We start from the raw sequence: 20,492 nt of genomic DNA, 5'->3' as shown, positions 1-20,492 counted from the left end.
CTCAAAACGGCACCTCGCCCGCCAGCTCCCGCGCTTCTTCCGCCACGCGTTCCGCTTCGGCTTTCAGGTCTTCGATCTCCTGCCTCAATTCCTCGCGCTGCGCAGCGGCGTTCCGCTCGATTACAGATTCGTCCAGTTCCACTTCCTGGAAGATTTCCATCTCCGGACTGGTCCGCAATTCGTCCAGAGTCTCGATCATCTCCAGGATACTTGCCTGGAGGTGTACGTAAAGAGACCGGAGATCCTTTAGCTCGCGTTCGCCGTCGAGGGCAATGCTTGCCCATCCTTGCTTGAGAATGAATGCCTGAGTATCCTTCGCGATGAGTTCCAGCAACTCGATGTCACCCCGGTCGCGGGCATCGTTGATTGCCTGGGTGAGCCGTTCGTAGGTCTTGCGCTTTTCCGGATCGTGCTCGTAGAGATCCGGGTGAAACATCCGAACGAGCTTTTTCCAAAGCCGTTTCAGGCGTTCTGTTTCGTCGTCGTTAAGTTCCCGTTTCCCCTCCAGCGCCGATGCCGTGGAATCATATTCCCGATCCTTCCCCGCCGCCTCGCGCTGATAGTCGTCCTTCGTCGCTCCGGCGGCTTCCTCGCCTTCCGCCAGCAGACGTTCGATGAAGGCCTTGCGGAACTGCACCAACAGCCGCAGACGGTCGCGTTCCTGATAGCTTGCTCGCAATGCCGCGAAGAGCCTGGAGCGTACCGAATCAACCTTTGATTTCTCGATCCCGAATTCCAGCTCCAACTCCGCCAGCCGGTTCCGCGCCGCTTCCACCAGCCGCTGGTAAAGCTCCAGCTCCGGTTGCTGGAAAACCACCAGCCCGGCCTCGACGGTGGCTCCGCCCGTATCCCCCTGGATTTGCAGGTCGAGAAACGCCGCATCTTCCAGCCCGCAGCCGTTCTCAAGTTGCCTGAGATACCAGCGCCCCATCGCCGAACTCCGTCCGTTCGAGGACTCCGCCAACCATTCCAGCCACGCCCGCAGCTCCGCATCCTCCCGCGCCTCCTGATAAAGCCTGCCCTTGAATTTGCCGAATGAGAGCCGCGAGGGAAACCAATCGTCGCCCGCGAAGCCCACGATCTTCTCCCATGTATCCAGTCCGCGCTTCTCCGCCAAGGGCCGCAGCATCTGCTGCATCAGGTCGATCACCGTCAGCACGTCACCCAGCGCCGTATGAGCCCCGCTCTCCGGCAAGCGGTAATATTGACGCAGCGTCTGGAGCTTGCAGTTTCCCGCAGGCACAGGATCGAGCAGCCGCTGCGCCAGCTTCAGGGCACAGAAACCCGGCGCGCCGATAGGGGAAATTCCCAGTCGTTTCCACTCCGGCAACAGCACCCGGTTCCAGTCATATGCAAGATTGTAGGCCACCACCGGTAAACCGTCCGCATACTCCGCAAACTCCCCGTAAACCTCCGCCGGGGGACTCCCATCCCGCTCCAGAATCTCACGGGTATACCCATGCACCCGCGATGCCTCATCGGAAATCTTGCACCCGTGATTGAGCATCCGCCGGAACGGCTCGCCGTCCTTTTCCCAGCCGCACATCTTCTGCGCTGCAAGATCCACAGCAAAGACAGGCCGGGCGAAGCCGGTGGTTTCTGTGTCGAGAAGGATCCAATTTACGTCGTCTGTCATTTGAAGTTCTGGTCAGGACGCTGAACGACACGGGTTGCCGGATCACATTTCAAGGTCTCAAGATTCGACAGATTACGGACGTCCAATTCGATGATTTGATTATCTCTGCAATCAAGTGAAATGAGATTGGGAACTGAGGAAAGGTCTAGATCAGACAATTGGTTGTTAAAGCAATAGAGTTCTGCGAGAATTGGATTTGCAGACAGAACCAGACTCGATATCCCCATTCCAGTGCACCCAAGCCTTTTGAGTTTCGTGAGATTCGAAACATCAATTCCCGTCGAAGGATTGTTCCAATCGCAAAGATCCTCGAGGTTGGGAGATTCGGAAAGGTCGATTTCCGTCAACTGATTATCTCCGCACCAAAGGACTCTGATTCCTTTGACCGGAGACAGATCCAACTCCTTGAGCTGATTCTCGAAGCAAAGCAGTTCGCGAAGATTGGGCACGTGGGAAAGATCAAGTTCTGTCAGTTGGTTGAATTGGCATTGGAGTCTTTCAAGCATTGGAAACGGAGAAAGATCCAGTTCTTGTAAATCGGAACAGACACAACAAAAATCGATAAGATCTGGAAGTGATTTTGGTTTCAGACCCGAAAGATCGAAATTTAGACCCCCTCTCGAACTGAGTTCAAGCTCTGTAACCTTTAGGCCGGTAATTGCCGGGAAGCGGGCAGTCGGGAGCAGGGATTGATCAATGTAAAGTCTTACAAAATGACCATCGCGCAGAATTGTTCGAAAGGGGGAGTCGCGGCCTTTCCACGGATCACTCAGCAATAATGTCAGCACTTCCTCCAGCGGTAGATTCAATTCCTCCCCGTATGCGCAAACAAGCCGGTAATCCGGATCATAAAGTTCATGCGCTCCAATTCGATGTAGAATCCACTTTACCTTACTCGTCTGGATGTGGACTAGTGAGCGATTGATAATTTCAGACAATGCCGGAGAACTTCCATTCGGGAGATTTGACAATTCAGCCTCGCGCTGAATTCTCAGCCCGGTCTCGTCTGATGGTTCTGGTAGTTCTTCGGAAATTTGCGAGGAGAGGTCTTAGGTTTGCTGTGAAAGGCTATTGCAGGCTGCGGAACTATTGGGAATCGGGATGCGGAATTTCGTTCGCAACCCTCTCATCCTCTTCAGCTTTCAATACAGGTTGATACAACAGTAAAGCTGTCTTCGTCGCTCGTTTCTGATCGCTCATAATAATCGTCGGGGATTTCTGCAGGAATAGTCCTCCTCTGAAAACTCGGTATCCTTTGTTACGGGTTTTTTCGGTGGGATTGCATTTTCGTTGTAAAATATTCGCTCGTCGTAGCCATTTTTCAGGCGTCGAGATTCGAGCTTGACGAGGCGCTGAGGAGTAACCGCGCCAGCCTCCTCTGAGTAATTTAGATTTAATGTTTCTGGTTCAATCCAATACGAGATTTCAAAGTAAATGTTCACCACATCGACAAAAAAGCATTCTACGCGTCTTGCTTCAAGCCAAGGGTTTCCCCTAGACCTATATCGTCCTTCGATTGACCTTATTTCTTTCCAGTTAGGGTCTTTTGGATGTTTGGTTGAATCATAGTGCATTCCCTCGCATTTTTCATGAATTGTTAGGGATTTTTCTGAATATTGAAGAAGTGGAAAATATCTTTCCACAAAGGTATTTGAAACCCTTGAATCGAGAACAGCTACGATTTTTTGCCTGCCGAGCGCCTTTATGCGTTCTGCGGGACTTGATTCCCATGTGAATAGCCAAACATTCCGTTTGCGGGTTCTGAAGGGAAAATCATTCATTTTTTTTGCAGGTGCTTCATTGTGACATTTTCACCGTTTGGTAAGCGTCTCCCGGATCCATTTCGGTGATCGGCGTAGATCCAGCACGGCGACAACCTGCCGGATGTCATCCTTGTCCCGGTAGTAGATGGCGTAGGGAAACCTGGACGATAGCGCCCGGAAGAACCCCAAGTGAATCCGGTGCTCGCCGAAATAGAGTCCGAGCCGACGGAGATCCGCGATGATCGAGTCCCTGAAATACCTGCCGACGCCATCTTCGATCGCGTCGTAGAAGTCGATCCCGCGTTCGATGTCGTTGGCCGCTTCCGCGAGAACGACGACGTGCCTTTTCATCGGTTCGCCAAACGAGCTTGAAGCTCATCGACCGAGAGCCAGGTCGCCTTGCCGGAGTCGATGATTTCGGATCGCTCGGCGAGAACCTTGGCGTGCCAATCGGGCGAGGGGTAATCGATCCCTTCCGTGGAGAACGATTCCCACAGAAGCTCCATGGCTTCCATCCGCTCGCTGGATGACATCCGGGAAATTTGCTCCTTTGCCAACATGGGCGGAGGCTAATCGGTTATGAGCCTGCGATCAAGCGCCCAATTTTGAGCTTGGGGTAATGGAGAGCCGTACCTTTGGCCGGCTTTCGTTCCTCAGGCAATGCTGCCGGCTGGAAGCACGGCTCTCCATGATTGGCGGATCTTACATCCGCTCGCCGGTGGCTGTTTATTTCTCGTCGCCCGGAACCGGCGGCACATCCGGGACTTCGGCGAGAATGGATTCGAGGTCGGAAGCCGCGCCCCGCTTGGCACGTTGCTCAACCGTATCGCGCACCTGCCATGCGGTCACCTGGGAGGAAAGGGCGATGGAAATGATGGAATCCACGGTGGTATTCTCCCGCTCGGCCACCTCGGCGGCCTGGCGCATGAGATAGTCGGGAATTGTGGCTTGGACGATCATGGCTTTGCGGTTTGGAGGATATCGAGGAATTCCCTGGGCGTTGTGATTTTCAAGGCCGGGAGGCGGTCGGCGGGAAAGTGGCGTTGGTTGTGTGTTATGAGATACCCTACTTTTGCTTCGAGCGCAAGCTGGGCGAACGCCTCGTCATCAGGGTCGGGAAGTGCCGGTTTCCAAAATGCGGATGTTTGGAAGAAGATGGCTCGGGCGCAAATGGCATCGAGATAGCGGTCAATGGTCTCAAGCGGGATTCCGAAGCCGGGGCATTCCCGTTTGAGCACTTCGTCATACTCGGATAGCACGGTGTTTCCGATGACCATGACAAACTGGTCTTTGGCAAAACGGGAAAGGATTTCAAAAGAAGCTCCGTTGCGCGAGCGCAGGGCAGCGAGCAGGACATTCGTATCGAGCACGGCACGGATCATTGCTCGAATTGGTCAGGATGGATCATTGCAGGACGCCGGTGTCGAAGTAGCGCATCAGAAGCGGTCGGCACGGAGTTCCTGCAGAATCGCCTGCGAGTCGGGTAGCACCCGGCTCCCGAACAATGCCTGCTGGCGAGCGAGGAAATCAGGTTTACCAATGGATTTTTGGCGCTTCGGTTCCTCCTGCACCGACTCCACTGTCATAAGAACACGAGCACGTCCCGGCTTCAGCCATGTGGGCAGGGGCGAGAGCAGCTTCACGCTGCCTTCGGCTCCGATTTCGATGTCGATTTCCAACGTATTCATACCTTATAACTAGCGGGGTTTGGGAAAACGTAAAGGCTGGAAGCCGGGGGTTGTTAGGTCGTCGTTATTCAATGAGACAACCAAACTGTGGAGCCCCATCAGCCAAGGGACTTCCCGGTGCGGGAAGGCTGAGATCGCCAGCAGTAGGGTTTCACCCCATGGCGGCATGCGGGGACGGTTTGTACCGTTTCCTATGCGGTACCCGGTTTCCGCCTGAAACATTATGAACGAGAATCCACTGCATGAGGGCGCCTTTATGATCCATGGCGAGGGGGTTGGGACGGTCAGCCCGGAGATGATCGGCAAACGCGCCGCCGAACTGGCTTTCATCAACGGCCGCGAGTTGCATGAGGCAACGAAGGCCGATTGGGATGAGGCCAAGAGGGAATTGACCGGCGGCAACGAACTGGATCCGAAGCAACTGCTCATGGAATCGATGCCCGAATCGGATCGCTGGAATCCGATCCCGGGTTCCTCCGGCCATGAGGCCATGGTCGATTTCGATGACGGTGAGGATGCCGAAGGCCGCAGCGCTGAGGAGAGGCTTTTCGAAGAGGGCGTCGAGGAAGCCGGGCACGAGAGGATGCTGGAAGCGATCTCGGAAAAGACGCCGCCGGACGAATGACTTATTTCCGGTCGGCAGGCTGTTGCCTTTGCAGGAAACTGATAAGCTTCGCCGCACCAAAAAGGAACAACGCGGGCGGTGCCAGCGCCGAAAGAATCCGCACCTGGGTGACAAGGATTGCGCGCACGGGCATCCGGTGCAGGAGATAGCCGACCCCAACGGCTCCCAGAACGGATGCCGCCGGAGATTCCCTGATGCGATCCTCGCACTTCGTTCGACGGTTGCGAAGGCGCTGCTTCACATTGCAAAGCGAGACACTGACCATTTCCTCCACGGAAACCGTCTCCGCCGTATTGTTTGGTGTATCGTTCATGGCTTACCAGAATTTGAGGTTGCTGCCAACGCGGCAGAGCCGGTCTGACAAATTCCCGCAGCTGCGCTGTACGCCAAACCCGCGTGCCTGATGCATCGCTTTCCCGACACTGTCCCGCGCCGAATCATATCCTTCGTGGACACCCTGCGCCATGGGCGTCAGCGCGCTGAGGATCGCCTCGCGAACGGAGGCCAGAGGCTCGTCCGCAAAACGTTCGCCGAAGGTCGGCTTCCTCCTGGAGCTCAGCAGAATGTAACCGATGGCCGCGCCGTGTGCGACGGCTCCCAGGACAACTGGCAGCGGGTTGCGCCGCACATAGTCCTTGGAAATCGCCAGCGTGTCGCTGGCCTTGGTCGCAGCGGACTGATACATGTCCTTGGCCGCGTCGGTGGCCCGGTGCGCGGCGTCCTTGGTGGCATCGATGGCATGTTGGGCGGTTTCCCTGGCTGCCTGCGGCAGTTGGTTGATCGGTGTATCTGGGTGGATTTCGGTAATCACGGTATTGGTATGGTTGATTTGTTGGTTGGGGTGCGTGCTCCCCTTTGCGATTTCTAAAACTAAGCACGTGGTCGATCCCACGCCATGGGGTGAAGACCCCATAGATGCCGGGCGGAGAAATGGCATCCTATCGGCATGAATCTACTAATCATCATCCTTGTCCTGCTTCTCCTTTTCGGCGGCGGTGGCTTTTACTTCGGTGGCCCGATCATTGGCGGCAGCGGCCTGGGCCTGATTTTGCTAATCTGCCTCGTCATCTACCTCATGGGTGGATTTCGTAATTCAAAAGGGTAGTCGGCTGACCGGATCCGGGTTTGCGCACAATTCCGCAGATGCCCTGCAGGTTCCGCTTTGCAGAGCTCGCCGCATCCGCGGCTGCGGGAAGCTCCGCCTCACGCGACGGTTGTCACCATGGCGACGGCCATCGCGGCGATGCCTTCCTTGCGGCCGACGAAGCCCATGGTCTCGTTGGTTGTGGCCTTGATGCCGACGCGGGAGGGTGGGATGCCCGGGGCTGCGCCGATGTTCCTTTGCATGGCCTCGCGGTGGGGCAAAACTTTTGGAGCATCGGCGATGAGGGTGGAGCCGATGTTAACCAGCGAGAGGTTTTCCTCCGCGAGAAGTTCGCGGCATTTCTCCAGGATTTTCAGGGAAGAGATGTCCTTGCAGGATGGATCGCCCGGCGGGAAATAATGGCCGATGTCGGAATTCCCCATCGCACCCAGGACGGCATCCGCGATGGCATGGCAGAGGACATCCGCATCCGAATGGCCATCCAACCCCTGGCTGTGCGGGATCTCAACCCCGCCGAGGACGAAACCACCAGCGGCGAACGTAGGTTCAAGCCCAGATATTTGGTGCTGAGATCCATGATTTCCTAGGGTTTGGTGAGGTAAGTGGTTGCGGGCTTAGCCGAAGGCAGTAGCCGATTCGCACGTTTTCTATCCTCTCCTATTTGTATCGAAGCGGCCAGACGCTCAGACCGGGGAGATAGCACACCGCCCCCGCGCTGGATTTCCCGAGAGAGCAAGGGAGCCGGTGGATTCCATTCGCTATCAGTGTAATGCACATTTGTATCCATACTTTCGATCCTGACAAAAGGTGGTGAACCCAGACAATGGGGTGTGTACCCCACCTTTCATGCCGTTCCGGAGGGGAGAGGATGAGCCACTCATGAAAACACCCGCAGATAGCTGCAAAAAGGGTGAGGCATGACGTCATTCTCCCATTTCCAGATGACGCCTTTGTCCCGAAGATCCTTGCTGATTATTGACGAGGCTCGGATCATGGCGGTCCTGCCCCTTGGCTTCCGATAGGGGAGGAGCTATTCGATCAGATGGAAGGGAGTTAATTTTGGGATTGGTCGGGTCTTCCGAGGTTCCGGGTGGCGATCGCTGTGAAACAATCCCGATCGCTTCTGCGAAGCGTGTTTGAACGGAATCCACGAAACCAAGGCGATCATCCATACGGATAATCGCCGATCGATTTTCAGCCGTACGGAAGAGCGACTCGAAGCTATGCATACAGCCGGTGGCGAAATGGGGAGGGAAGGGGTCATACGGGAGAAAACGCCCGTTTTGGCTTGGATCCTGATCCGATCGTTGAAACGCCCCAAAGCTTGAGGTGAAAGGGTTCCAGGAATCCTCCCTAGTCCGCAGCGCCCGAGGAAGACCCTTACGTTTCACGGTGCAGACGGCTTGCTCTGGCGCTGCGCAGGGAGGATTCCGGGTGCACACCCCGGCTTGCAGCCATTATTTGCCGATCGGCATGTTTACCTGCGGGCTTTGCCATCAGGAGACGGGCCTGCGGCGTCGATTTGATGCTTGAAAGAGACAGGTGTTCCTGCAAGGATGACGGAGTGACCCCTCCCGCCATGCAAGCGGCCGCCGGAACCCCGTCCCTGCGATTCGTCTGCACAGGATGTTCGGTGCCCTTGATCCTGCCCGCAGGCGCCTCCGCTGCCAGCGGGCCCTGCCCGAAATGCGGGGCCTGGATCGATGCGTCGCGGTTCCTCATCCCGGAATCACCTGCGCAGGCGCCCGAGGCCGGTGTTCACCGCCCCGGGGCTTCGCACAAACGCCAAAATGACAATGTGTTAGGCGGCAGGGGACGAATCCGGGCCGATGGTTACCTGGATCATGCTTACACGGAGCGCAGGGAACTCATGGGAACGCTCCGCGTGCTTGCCGTTTCACTGGGCGTATTGGCGGTGATCCTCTCGGTGGCCCTCTTTCTCCGGCACTGGATGGCCTCCTAGGGCCGCAACCCGCTGGATCCGGATGCTTTTCCGGGGGAGGGAGCCTTACCCCGATTTCCGCATTAAGTCCTTGTTTCCCCACCGGGGATTTCAGACCCTTTGCCTGCCCTATGTCAGAGGAAAAAAACGAGCCGGAGAAGGCCCAGACCAAGGTCGGGGCGGAGCAGGAATACAACGCCGGACAGATCGACAAACTCGAAGGCCTTGAAGCCGTCCGCAAGCGCCCCGGCATGTACATCGGGGATCCCGACGAGCGCGGACTCCACCACTGCGTGTTTGAGGTTTTGGACAACTCCATCGACGAGCACCTCGCCGGCTATTGCTCGAAGATCAAGGTCGCGATCCATGTCGATGGTTCCATCTCCGTCTCCGACAACGGGCGGGGCATCCCCGTGGACATGCACCAGAAATTCGGCATCCCCGCCGTCGAGCTGGTGCTGACCAACCTCCACGCCGGTGGAAAATTCGGCCAGGGCGCCTACAAGTACTCCGGCGGCCTCCACGGGGTCGGCGCGAAGTGCGTCAACGCCCTTTCCGACTGGTTCCGCGCGGACATCACCCGTGGCGGGCAGGTTCACCGCATCGCCTTCGAGCGCGGCAAGACCACCGAGCCGCTCCATGTCGTCGGCGATGCCGATCCCAAGAAAACCGGCACCGCAATCACCTTCTTCCCGGACGCCACGATCTTCGTCGACACCATCGTCTTCCAGTTCGACCGCCTCGCCACCCGCCTGCGCGAGCTCGCGTTCCTCAACCCGGGGCTCACCATCGAGCTCGAGGACGAGCGCCCGGAGTCCGCGAAAAAGACCTCGTTCTTCTACAAGGACGGCATCACCGAATTCGTGACGCAGCTCTGCGAAAACAAGAATGTCGTCCACGAATCGCCGGTCGTCATCAGCGGCAAGCGCGAGATCGACATCGACTACGACGGCAAGCAGACCAAGGAGGACGTTTTCGCGGATGTCGTGTTCCAATACAACGATTCCTACCAGGATCAGATCCTCTGCTTCGCCAACAGCATCCCCAACGCCGACGGCGGCACCCACCTCACCGGCTTCCGCACCGCCCTCACCCGCGCGATCAACACCTACGCGAAGGCAAACAAGATCCTGAAGGACAAGGATCCCGCCCTTTCCGGCGATGACGTCCGCGAGGGCCTCGTCTGCGTCATTTCCGTGAAAATGCCCAGCCCGCGCTTCTCCTCCCAGACGAAAGGCAAGCTGGTCAACTCCGAGATCGAGGGCGTCGTCTCCTCCATCGTGTACGAAGGGCTCAATACCTATTTTGAGGAAAACCCCTCCCTCGCCCGCAAGATCATCGAGAAATCCGTCAACGCCGCCCGCGCCCGCGAGGCCGCCCGCAAAGCCCGGGAAACCGTCCGGAAATCCGCCCTCTCCGGCGGCGGCCTGCCCGGCAAGCTCGCCGATTGCTCCGAGCGCGATCCCGCGAAGTCCGAGCTCTACATTGTCGAAGGAGACTCCGCCGGTGGTTCCGCCAAACAAGGCCGCGACCGGCGGACACAGGCCATCCTCCCGCTGCGCGGAAAGGTGATCAACGTCGAGAAAGCCCGCCTCCACCGCGCCCTCCAGAACAAGGAAATCCAATCCATGATCACCGCCATCGGCGCGGGAATCGGCGAGGGCGATCAGGACGGTGCCTTCAACATCGAGAAGGTTCGCTACCACAAGATCGTCATCATGACCGATGCCGACGTGGACGGCTCCCACATCCGCACCCTGCTGCTCACCTTCTTCTGCCGCCACATGCCGGAGCTCGTGAAAAAGGGCTACCTCTACATCGCCCAGCCGCCGCTCTATCTGGTCACGCGGAAAAAGCGCTCGGAATACGTCCAGGACAACGATGAGCTCAACAAGATCCTCATCGACCTAGGTGCCGGCGAAGTCACACTCCGCAGCTTCGACAGGTCACGGGAATTTTCCGCCGAGGAACTCAAGGGCATCCTGGAAAACCTCTCCTCTCTCTCCCGTTTCACCAAAGCCATCGAGGGCAACGGCGGCAACTTCCAGGAATACCTCGCCAACCGCAGCGCCGACGGTCACCTGCCGGAATACATGGTCCGCATCCGCGAGGGCAACCAGGAATCCGTCCTCTACTTCACCAACCAGGCGGCGCTCTCCGCCTACGCTTCGGAAAACCGGGATCTCGGCCTCTTCGACGAGCGGCTCACCGACGAGGAACTCGCCGCCGTCACCGGCCCCTCCCGCCGTGCCGTCCTCCACGAGCTCCACGAGTCCCACGCGATCGCGAAGATCTTCTCACGCCTGAACGAACTCGGAATCGATACGAAGGTCTTCCACTCCATGGACACCCCCATCTTCGAAATCCTTGAAGGCGATGGTGAAAAGAAGACCTCGACACCGATTTTCGTCGTCTCCGAAATCCTCGGCAAGGTCCTTGAGATCTCCGCCAAGGGCGTCCAGATCAAGCGCTTCAAGGGACTTGGCGAGATGAACGCCAAACAGCTTTTCGCCACCACCATGGATCCGGAAACCCGCCAGTTCCTCCGCGTCCGCCTCGACGAGGACAACGCCGTCGAGGCCGACAAGATGTTCGACGTCCTCATGGGTGATGTCGTCGAGCCCCGCAAACGCTTCATCGAGGACAACGCCCTCAATGTCCGCAACCTGGATGTGTAAACGTGGCGGCAATCCAGAGGGGTTGCTGTAGCGGCAGAAAATCATCGGCAAGCCGCCTCCCGGAAAGCCAAAGGCAAATTTCATCCGCCGCGCCAAGTATTTCCATGAACCCTTCCGACTTCATCACACTTCTGAAGCCAACTGGAATCACTGATGCTTCGGAAGCTTGCGAGCTGGTGGCCCGTTGTTACTAAGATAGCCTGCCAGCTCCCCGCGTCAGGCATTACACCGAAGAATTCGTTGCTGAAATCAATTCAGATCCCACCTCATGAGCCGCATTCACGAGACACTCAGAGAAAGCCTCCCACATGTCGAGAGTTCCACGGATTTCATTCATGCGATCCGTAATTTTCTTGGTCGTTTCAAATCGAACCCTGATCCAGCTCTCATCTCGCGGTCCCTTGAGACCAAGGCTACGCCGATGCCTTCGTCGCATCCACCGCCGCCTATCTCAGCCAAGTCCACAATTTGGAAGCTCCGCGATGGGTCAAAGCAACCTGCCGTAAAATGTCCGTCCCATATTTCGCCGCGAAATCGCAGAATATGAAGGCCATCCTCCTCCAGGAGTCGCCCGCAGCCTTCCGCGTCCGCAACCTCTTCGTCTCCGCCAACGCCCTCCACCGCGCTTGATCACATCATGCCTTTCCGATCTCCATTCTGCGGAGTCCTACTCTCCGGGATCGCACTCGCCCAGTCTCTTTCTGCCGCCACGATCACGGCCGATTTCACCTCGGCGTCCACCGTTCCGCTCACTGCCAGCTCTTACACGGCAACGGGAAACGCCGTGGACTTCTCCCTTGGTTTCGCCCCCGCACGCGGCACCAGCCTGACCCTCGTCAATCTCACCGGGATCCGTTTCATATCGGGGCGGTTCACGAACCTCGCCCACGGGCAGCGCGTCCACCTGCGTTACGGCACCACGGTCTATCATTTCATCGCCGATTTCTATGGCGGCGATGGCAATGATGTCGTCCTCCAGTGGGCATTCCGCAGCCCCCACGCCTGGGGAGGAAACGACAGCGGACAGTTGGGAAGGGGAATCACGACGATCAGCGCGATCCCGGCCGCGGTTCAGGCCTCCGGTGTCCTCGCGGGAAAAATCCCCGTAGCCGTGTCGGCGGGAGAGGGGCATAGCCTTGCTCTCTGCTCGGATGGCACCCTCGTCGCATGGGGGCTGAACAACGCCGGCCAGCTCGGCAATCGCTCATACATCAACAGCTCCGTTCCGGTCGCGGTTTCCACGATCGGTGCCATCGGTAGTAAAACCGTGGTCGCCGTTGCCGCAGGCGCTTTCCATAGCCTCGCTCTCCTCTCGGATGGCACCGTCGCCGCCTGGGGTGACAACAACAACGGCCAGCTCGGAATCGGTTCTCAACAGTCCCAGTCCAACCCGACAGCCGTTGTCACAAACGGCGCACTCGCCGGAAAATCCGTGGTCGCCATAGCCGCCGGTGACTCCCACAGCCTCGCGCTTTGCTCGGACGGCACTCTCGTTGCCTGGGGTATGAACTGGGACGGCCAGCTCGGTATCGGCACCACCTCGAACGGCAGCTCCGTTCCCGTGACCGTCCAAGCAGCCGGCTTCAGTGGCCGCCTGATCAGGTCGATCTCGGCAGGGGCATCCCACAGCCTTGCGGTCACCACGGACGGGCGCATCGCCGTCTGGGGCTCGGACACATCGGGCCAGCTTGGCAACGGCTCATTCGGCGGCTCATCCAGCAGCCCCGGCCTGCTTACCACCCTCTCCGGAGCGAACGCAGCCATCTGCGGCGGCGTGCACACCCTCGCCAACACAAGCCAGCTATCCGCTTTTGCATGGGGGAATAATTCCGACGGCCAGCTCGGCAATTCCACCTTCGCCTCTTCCGATTTCCCCGTTTCCGTCACCACAAGCGGAGCCCTTTCCGGAAAAAGCGTCTCCCGTTTGGCAGCAGGGAGATCCCACAGCCTCGCCCTTTGCACCGACGGCACACTCACCGCCTGGGGATCAAACATTCAGGGCCAGGTCGGAAACAACAGCAGCTCGGATCGCAACTCGCCCATCGCCATCTCAGCATTGGGCACGCTGTCGGGAAAAACACCTGTCGCCATCGCCGCCGGGGCGCGACACAGCCTCGCGATCGCTGCCGAAAACGTCTCCCTACTCGCCGATGACGCCTCGCTCGTCACCCTCACAGCAAGCGAAGGGACATGGTTCAGCCCATTCACATCCGGGCACAGGGATTACTCGATCACCGCCCCCACCACCACTTCCTCGATCTCCTTCACGCCCCGCGCCTCAAACCCGTCCGCCACCGTCCGCATCAATGGCAACATCGTCGCCGCCGGAGCCACCAGCCCGCCTTTACCGCTCGCCTTCGGCGGAAATTCACTGAGCATCGCCGTCACCGCCGCGGATGGGATCACGGTCGGCACATATACCTTTTTCGTCACGCGCGCCCAGCCCTCCACCGATACCAGACTCTCCGCACTGACAATCAGCACCGGCGCCCTCAGCCCGGGCTTCAGCCAGAACGCCGGCGCATACAGGGCCGAACTCCCGGAACAAACCACCTCGCTCACACTCTCCGCAACCACCACCGAGCCAAACGCGACCGTCACCGTGAACGGGAGCGCCCTCACCTCAGGCGCCACCACCCCGCCCATTCCCTTGGCCTTCGGCGAAAACAGGATCTTCATCCGCGTCACCGCTCAGGACGGCATCACCATCCGCACCACCACCCTGATCGCTTTCCGCGCCGTTCCCCCGGCCTCGCAACTCACCGCGCTTGATGCCGCACCCTTCATCCTCTCCCCCGGATTTCACCCGGCGCGCACCGCTTACGCCATCGCAGTCCCCTTCGGCACCACTGCCATCTCACTTGCCCCGGGCAGCCTGCCGGAAGGCGCCCTCACCGTCCAAGGCGCTCCCATCGCCCATGGCGAAACCCCGCCGCCCATCCCGCTCTCCCCCGGCCTGAATATCATCACCCTCCGCACCACCAGCCCGGGCGGGTACGCCACCGATTACGAAATCCGGGTCGTGCGTCCCACCGAGATCGATTTCACCTTCACATCCGCAAACCAGACCGCCGCAGAGTTCCCCCTCTTCGACGCCACCGGCCTCAGCGCCCGGCTGTCACTCGGGTTCTCCCCGCCCGCCGGCACCTCTCTCACCGTGCTCAGCCTCACCGGCATTTCTCGCACGGCCGGACGTTTTGAAAACATAGCCCAAGGCCAGCCCATCACCTTGAAACACGGGGGAACCGCCCACGCATTCATCGCGGACTATGCCGGCGGCGATGGCAACGACCTCGTCCTCCACCCCGCCGACAGGCAGCTCTACACCTGGGGCACCAACAGCTGGGGCCAGCTCGGCATCGGGAACAACACCGATACCGCCACCGCCACCCCTGTCATTACCACCGGCATCCTGGCGGGGAAATCCGTCATCAAGGCCACCATCGGAGGTGCCCACACCGTCGCCCACACCGCCGATGGCACACTCGCCGCATGGGGGCAGAACTCGCTCTTTCAGCTCGGCACCGGGAACAACATCGGCCGCAATTTCCCCGTCGCCGTCCTGCCCCAGCCAGCCCTCTCAGGCACCACGATCGCCACGGCCAGCGGCGGCAGCTACACGCTCGCCCTCAGCCTCGGCGGCACCCTCGCGGCCTGGGGCAACAATTCCAACGGCCAGTTCGGCAACGGCGGCACCAGCTCCAGCAGCCTTGCCGTCCCCATCTCCACCAGCGGCGTCCTTGCCGGGAAATCCATCACCTCTTTCAGCGCGAGCTCCAGCCATGTCCTCGCCCTCTGCCAGGACGGCACCCTCGCCGCCTGGGGGGCGAACTCCTCCGGCCAACTCGGCAACGGCACCACCAACACCAGCAGCACACTCCCCGTTCTCGTCGATACCTCGGGGCTGCTCCGTGGAAAAACCGTCGTCCAGATCGCCACCGACTTCTCCCGCAGCTTCGCCCTCTGCTCCGATGGCACCCTTGCCAGTTGGGGTTCCAACACCAGCGGCGAACTCGGCAACGGCGGCACCACCAACACCACCCTCCCCACTCCGGTTGTTACCTCCGGAGTCCTCGCCGGGAAATCCATCGTCCAAATCGCTGCCGGTGGCGGAGTCGCCTACGCCCTCTGCTCGGATGGCACACTCGCCGGCTGGGGATACAATTTCTTCGGCCAGATCGGCGATGGCACGAAAATCAACCGCCCCGAGCCCGTCCTCATCCCCTCCACCGGTGCACTCAGCGGAAAATCCATCGCCGCTGTCCTCGTGAAATCCGGCATCACCCTCCTCACCTGCACCGACGGCAGCCGCGTGAAATTTTCCAACGACACAGCACCAACCGTTTTCGAAACCACCGGCATCCCCGCCGACCGAAGCATCGTGGCCTTCGACACCAGCGGTGGCCACACCGCCGCCATCGCCGCCGCCGCATCCATTCCGGATGCCAGCGAATACGACCTCTGGCTCAACCGTTTCCCGCCGCTCACGGATCCTTCGCCACTCGCCGACTCCGATGCGGACGGCATCGGAAACATCATCGAATCCGCCCTTGGCGGCGACCCGTCCACGAACTCCGCCGACATCCTACCCTCCGCCGTCCGCAACGGCAGCCAACTCACCTTTTCCTTCCACCGCCGCGAAGACGCGCTCACGGAAAGCGTCCTCAGCTTCCAGTTTTCCACAGATCTGAGAGCCTGGGAGGAAATCGACCTCAACAATCCATCCGACCCCCGCCTCACCCTCGGGCCAACAACCCCGCAAGGCCTGCGGCCGGTCTCCATCACACTGCCCGCACCCGCCTCCGGTTCCTTCTTTTCCCGCGTCAAGGTCAGCAGGATGTAGCGGGTGCATTTCCCAAGGCCACCGAAGGCCTCGGTGATGGCACCGAGCGCACCATCGCCCGCCCGAATGCAAGCTTCTCAAACAAGGAAAAGCAGCTGTTCCGCTGGAAGGTGGGCGAAAACCGATCCAGAAAATCCTTTTTCCGCTGGATTTCCCGCGATCCGGAATTACTTGGTTTTTTCCAAATGACGACCCCAAGACCTTGCCATGCCATGATCTCCGCCTCACCGCTCACGCAGCCGCTCCAATACAAATCCTGCCTGAATGCCATTTGCTTCCCGGCGCTTGCCCTGGCAGCCATGGCTCCTTCCGCAGGCGGCGCCACCAAATGGCAGATGACAGGAACGCTCAACTACGTCAACCCGCTGCTCGCCGGGACGTTCAGCGTCGGACAGCAGTTCACCGTCAGCATGGATCTGAGCGACAACCCCACGTTTTTCTTCGGCGAAAGGATCGATTTCTTCACAAGCAACGGGAGTTACCGCGATTTTTTCTCCAACGGGAGGGTCAGCTTTTCCAATTACGTCACGGACTTCACATCCTCGGGCTCCCATGGCGCCCTGGGCGTTCGCAACGCGGAGGACACGAGCGGCGGCTACGACCAGCTTTCCATGAGTTTCACCAACGGCACCGCGGCGGTGGTTTCCGCCCCCCAGGCACAGGGGTATAATCTCAGCTCCATCGAGTTCAACTTCGTCGATGAGACCTTCCCCCCGGATATGATCAAGGGTTCCGGCGCCGGCTTCCCGGCGGTGGATGTCCCGTTTGTCAGCGCGGCGAGCTTCGATCTTTCAAAATCAAGCAATGCGAATTTCCATTTCGTCCTCCGCTTCACCGGTGGCGCGGTGGGTGGCACCAATTTCATCCGCGGCACGATCCATTCCAGCTCCTTCACCCCCGTGGGCGGCGGAGGCTTCACCGCATGGCCGCCTCTCGCCGCCTTGCCGGAAGCCCAGCGCGGCCCGAACGCCACACCCGCCGGCGACGGCGTGGCAAACATCATCAAATACGCGCTCGGCATTCCACCGCTGGAATCCGCGGGCGAAAGGCTGCCCTCCAGGGTGGTCGAGGGGCAAGGCGATGACGATGGCTTCCCCGTTGTGAGCTACATCCGGGTGAAAGATCTCACCGGCGCCGCAATCCAGCTTCAGGTCTCCGACGATCTCGGATTTGCAAACGACCTCGGCTCGACCGTCATCGGCACCGAGGATCTGGGCGATGGCACCGAGCGGGTGACCCTCCGTTCGAACGCCGCTTTCACCAGCCGGACCAAGCAGTTTTTCCGCCTCCGGGTGGCTGAGGAGTGAGGAAATTCGCCGGGCTTGGGCGATAGGGGCGATTCGGGGGCGAAACGCCGCGAAATGAAGGGGCATAATCGCCTCTAAGGGCTTGCGGCGGGGGTTCATTCGGAACAAAATCCCGCCCTTCGATGGCTCCCGCCATTCGTTCTCATCAGGTGTCCCCATGTCCGATTCCATCAAGCCCATCAACGTCGCCGACGAACTCTCGCAGTCGTTCCTCGAGTATTCGATGTCCGTCATCATCTCACGCGCCCTCCCGGACGTGCGCGATGGCCTGAAACCCTCCCAGCGCCGCGTCCTCTACGCCATGCGCCAGCTCGGCGTGACACCTTCGAAATCACACGTGAAGTGCGCCAAGATCGTCGGTGAGACAATGGGTAACTACCACCCGCACGGCGACTCCTCCATCTACTCCACCCTCGTCAACATGGGTCAGCCATGGTCCATGCGCGAGCTCATCGTCGATGGCCAGGGGAACTTCGGATCGGTCGAAGGTGATGCCGCCGCTTCCATGCGTTACACCGAGGCGCGCCTCCACCCGCTCGGCATGGCGATGATGGACGACCTCGACAAGGACACGGTCGATTTCGTCCCCAACTACGACGGCACCCTCCAGGAGCCCTCCGTCATGCCTTCCGCGTTCCCGAACTTCCTCGTGAACGGCGGCACCGGCATCGCCGTCGGCATGGCCACGAACCTGGCCCCGCACAACCTCGGCGAGGTCATCGACGGCATCTGTGCGATGATCAACGATCCCCACATCGACCTCCCCGGCCTGATGCAGCACATCAAGGGGCCGGATTTCCCGGTGGCCTGCGAGGTGCGCGGCATCCGCGGCATCGAGGATTATTTCCGCACCGGAAAAGGCTCCATGCGCCTCCGCGGAAAAGTCGAGATCGAGGAGAATGAGAACGGCAAGTCGATGATCATCATCCGCGAGGTTCCCTACGGGGTGAACCGCGCCGTCCTCCAGACCCGCATCGCGGAGCTGGTGAACGAGAAAACACTCACCGGCATCTCCGGCATGCGCGACCTTTCCGACGAGGAGACCCGCATCGAGATCGAGCTCAAGCGCGACGCCCGCCCGCAGGTCGTCGTCAACCAGCTCTTCAAGCTCACCGCTCTCGAAACCTCGTTCAGCGTCAACATGCTCGCGATCCACGAGAAGCGCCCGAAACAGCTTTCCCTCAAGGAAGCCATCGACTGCTACATCGAGCACCGCCGCGATGTCGTCATCCGCCGCACCCGCTACCTGCTCGGAAAAGCCGAGGAGCGCGCCGAACTCCTCGAGGCCTACCTCCTCGCGCTCGGCCACCTCGACGATTTCATCAAGATCATCCGCGACTCCAAGAACCGCGACGAAGCACGCACCCGCCTTGCCGCCTACGAGTTCTCCACCGCCACCGCCCAAGGGCTCGGCATCCTGCTCCGCTCGCAGCCTGCGGTGCAGGGCGAGAAATACGTGTTCTCCGAACGCCAGGTGAACGCCATCCTCGAACTCCGCCTCTACCAGCTCACCGGCCTTGAGCGCGACAAGGTGAAGGCCGAATACGACGGCATCCTCGAGGAAATCAAGGACTACCTCGACATCCTCGCCCGCGAGGAGCGCGTCCTCAACATCATCAAGGACGAGCTCCAGGCGATCAAGGCGAAGTACGCCACTCCCCGTAAGTGCCCCATCGTCGCGGAAGTCGGCGAGGTCGCGATGGAGGATCTTATCGCCAACGACGCGATGATCGTCACCCTCTCGCACCGCGGTTACATCAAGCGCACCCCCGCCACCGAATACCGCCTCCAGGGCCGCGGCGGCAAAGGCCTCAAGGGCATGGAAACGAAGGCCACCGCAAAGGACGTCGAGGACGATTTCGTCGAGCACCTCTTCTCCGTCCAGACCCACGATTACCTGCTGTTCTTCACCAACACCGGTCGCCTCTACGTGGAGCGCGTGTTCGAGCTCCCCGAGGGCTCCCGCACCTCCGTCGGCCGCAGCATCAAGAACGTCCTCGACCTCCAGCCGGAGGAAAAGATCGCCGCAATGCTCCGCCTCGAGCGCACCGTGGACGAGGACGGCAACGACATCACCTTCCGCGAGGACGCGGGCTTCGTGTTCTTCGCCACCCGCAGCGGAAAGGTCAAGAAGACGGCTCTCAACGACTTCCGCAACTACCGCAAGGCCGGCATCATCGCGATCATCCTTGAGGAGCAGAACGAACTCATCGGCGTCCGCCTCACCTCCGGCAACGACGACATCATCCTCGTCACCCACGAGGGCATCAGCCTCCGCTTCTCCGAGCAGGACACCCGCCCGCTCGGCCGCTCCTCGATGGGCGTCATGGGCATACGCCCGGTGGAGGGCGATTACGTCGTCGGCCTGGCTCTCGTGGAGGAGAACCACACCCTTCTCGTCGCCTCCGAAAACGGCCTCGGCAAGCGCACCGCCTTCGAGGAATACCGCAAGCAATCGCGCGGCGGCAAAGGCATCATCACCATGAAGGTCACCGAGAAAACCGGCCCGCTCGTCGGCGCACTCGCCGTCGAGGATGAGCACGAGCTCATGCTCATGACCTCCACCGGCCAGTCGATCCGCATCCGCGTCAGCGAAGTCCGCACCACCGGCCGCAACGCCCAGGGCGTGAAACTCCTCACCCTGAAATCCGGCGAGAAACTCCAGGACATCTCCCTGGTCATCCCCGACGGGGAGGACGCGGAGAGCGAGGAAAGCGACCCGGAAACGGAGCGCGGTTCCGAGTCGGCGGAGGAGCCCGGATCACCGACTCAAGCGACGGACTAAGCCTCGCGCAGCATAGCCGCGAATCGGCGGGCGCCCCGATCCGGCGACGGCTTGCTGCATCGTCCGGGTTTCCGGTGCGCTGAAATCGAGCCCGTTCGCGGCTTGCAGGGATGGCGCGGA

General features: G+C 60.0%; 18 protein-coding genes. 6 read left to right on the top strand and 12 right to left on the bottom strand.

Going from position 1 to position 20,492, the window contains the following annotated elements:
- Position 1 precedes the first annotated feature (1 nt).
- From HZ994_11350 to HZ994_11315, 8 genes are all read right to left on the bottom strand, one after another.
- Positions 2–1,636 (bottom strand): exonuclease, encoded by a 1,635-nt coding sequence (locus HZ994_11350; GenBank protein ID QTN32896.1) that lies wholly within the window; start codon positions 1,634–1,636, stop codon positions 2–4.
- Entirely contained in the window at positions 1,633–2,574 is a 942-nt protein-coding gene (locus HZ994_11345; protein ID QTN32895.1) for a hypothetical protein, read from the bottom strand. The genes HZ994_11350 and HZ994_11345 overlap by 4 nt, the downstream gene beginning before the upstream one ends.
- A 258-nt stretch (positions 2,575–2,832) precedes the next feature.
- On the bottom strand, positions 2,833–3,417 hold the full coding sequence (locus HZ994_11340; protein ID QTN32894.1) for a hypothetical protein: 585 nt from the start codon (positions 3,415–3,417) through the stop codon (positions 2,833–2,835).
- 30 nt (positions 3,418–3,447) lie between these two features.
- A complete protein-coding gene (locus HZ994_11335; protein QTN32893.1) occupies positions 3,448–3,750 on the bottom strand; it encodes a type II toxin-antitoxin system RelE/ParE family toxin in 303 nt (100 codons plus the stop codon).
- Positions 3,747–3,959 carry an addiction module protein gene (locus HZ994_11330; protein QTN32892.1) on the bottom strand — a complete coding sequence of 71 codons (213 nt, stop codon included), beginning with the start codon at positions 3,957–3,959 and terminating at the stop codon, positions 3,747–3,749. The genes HZ994_11335 and HZ994_11330 overlap by 4 nt, the downstream gene beginning before the upstream one ends.
- 166 nt (positions 3,960–4,125) lie before the next feature.
- Complete coding sequence (locus HZ994_11325) at positions 4,126–4,359, bottom strand: hypothetical protein (protein QTN32891.1); 234 nt, start codon at positions 4,357–4,359, stop codon at positions 4,126–4,128.
- On the bottom strand, positions 4,356–4,781 hold the full coding sequence (locus tag HZ994_11320; GenBank protein ID QTN32890.1) for a putative toxin-antitoxin system toxin component, PIN family: 426 nt from the start codon (positions 4,779–4,781) through the stop codon (positions 4,356–4,358). Before HZ994_11320 ends, HZ994_11325 begins: the two co-directional genes overlap by 4 nt.
- A 54-nt stretch (positions 4,782–4,835) precedes the next feature.
- Complete coding sequence (locus HZ994_11315; protein ID QTN32889.1) at positions 4,836–5,087, bottom strand: hypothetical protein; 252 nt, start codon at positions 5,085–5,087, stop codon at positions 4,836–4,838.
- Positions 5,088–5,310: 223 nt separating this feature from the next.
- Between HZ994_11315 and HZ994_11310 the strand changes: the two genes are divergently transcribed.
- Entirely contained in the window at positions 5,311–5,712 is a 402-nt protein-coding gene (locus HZ994_11310; GenBank protein QTN32888.1) for a hypothetical protein, read from the top strand.
- 1 nt (position 5,713) lies between these two features.
- Here the strand turns inward: HZ994_11310 and HZ994_11305 are convergent, their stop codons facing one another.
- Both HZ994_11305 and HZ994_11300 read right to left on the bottom strand, forming a co-directional pair.
- Positions 5,714–6,025 (bottom strand): hypothetical protein, encoded by a 312-nt coding sequence (locus HZ994_11305; GenBank protein QTN32887.1) that lies wholly within the window; start codon positions 6,023–6,025, stop codon positions 5,714–5,716.
- A 3-nt stretch (positions 6,026–6,028) separates the two neighbouring features.
- Positions 6,029–6,523, bottom strand: a complete 495-nt coding sequence (locus HZ994_11300) for a hypothetical protein (GenBank protein QTN32886.1) — start codon at positions 6,521–6,523, stop codon at positions 6,029–6,031.
- 135 nt (positions 6,524–6,658) lie between these two features.
- Here HZ994_11300 and HZ994_11295 point away from each other — a divergent pair, with 135 nt between their 5' ends.
- Positions 6,659–6,817, top strand: a complete 159-nt coding sequence (locus HZ994_11295; protein ID QTN32885.1) for a DUF3309 domain-containing protein — start codon at positions 6,659–6,661, stop codon at positions 6,815–6,817.
- A gap of 98 nt (positions 6,818–6,915) precedes the next feature.
- Here the strand turns inward: HZ994_11295 and ispF are convergent, their stop codons facing one another.
- Both ispF and HZ994_11285 read right to left on the bottom strand, forming a co-directional pair.
- Positions 6,916–7,377: a 2-C-methyl-D-erythritol 2,4-cyclodiphosphate synthase gene (gene ispF / locus HZ994_11290; GenBank protein QTN34379.1), complete on the bottom strand. Its 462-nt coding sequence runs from the start codon at positions 7,375–7,377 to the stop codon at positions 6,916–6,918.
- A gap of 363 nt (positions 7,378–7,740) precedes the next feature.
- Positions 7,741–8,046, bottom strand: a complete 306-nt coding sequence (locus HZ994_11285; GenBank protein QTN32884.1) for a hypothetical protein — start codon at positions 8,044–8,046, stop codon at positions 7,741–7,743.
- Positions 8,047–8,890: 844 nt separating this feature from the next.
- Between HZ994_11285 and gyrB the strand changes: the two genes are divergently transcribed.
- The 4 genes from gyrB (at position 8,891) to gyrA (ending at position 20,372) form a co-directional block, all read left to right on the top strand.
- A complete protein-coding gene (gene gyrB, locus HZ994_11280; GenBank protein QTN32883.1) occupies positions 8,891–11,437 on the top strand; it encodes a DNA topoisomerase (ATP-hydrolyzing) subunit B in 2,547 nt (848 codons plus the stop codon).
- Between the two features lie 637 nt (positions 11,438–12,074).
- Positions 12,075–16,280, top strand: a complete 4,206-nt coding sequence (locus HZ994_11275; protein QTN32882.1) for a cadherin-like beta sandwich domain-containing protein — start codon at positions 12,075–12,077, stop codon at positions 16,278–16,280.
- Between the two features lie 212 nt (positions 16,281–16,492).
- A complete protein-coding gene (locus HZ994_11270) occupies positions 16,493–17,587 on the top strand; it encodes a hypothetical protein (protein QTN32881.1) in 1,095 nt (364 codons plus the stop codon).
- 157 nt (positions 17,588–17,744) lie between these two features.
- Entirely contained in the window at positions 17,745–20,372 is a 2,628-nt protein-coding gene (gene gyrA, locus HZ994_11265) for a DNA gyrase subunit A (GenBank protein QTN32880.1), read from the top strand.
- The last annotated feature ends 120 nt before the right edge of the window (positions 20,373–20,492 follow it).

The organism is Akkermansiaceae bacterium (assembly GCA_017798145.1).
GTDB lineage: Bacteria > Verrucomicrobiota > Verrucomicrobiia > Verrucomicrobiales > Akkermansiaceae > Luteolibacter.
The sequence above is the reverse complement of the archived record's forward strand: the minus strand, read 5'-3'. Positions and strand labels throughout refer to the sequence as shown.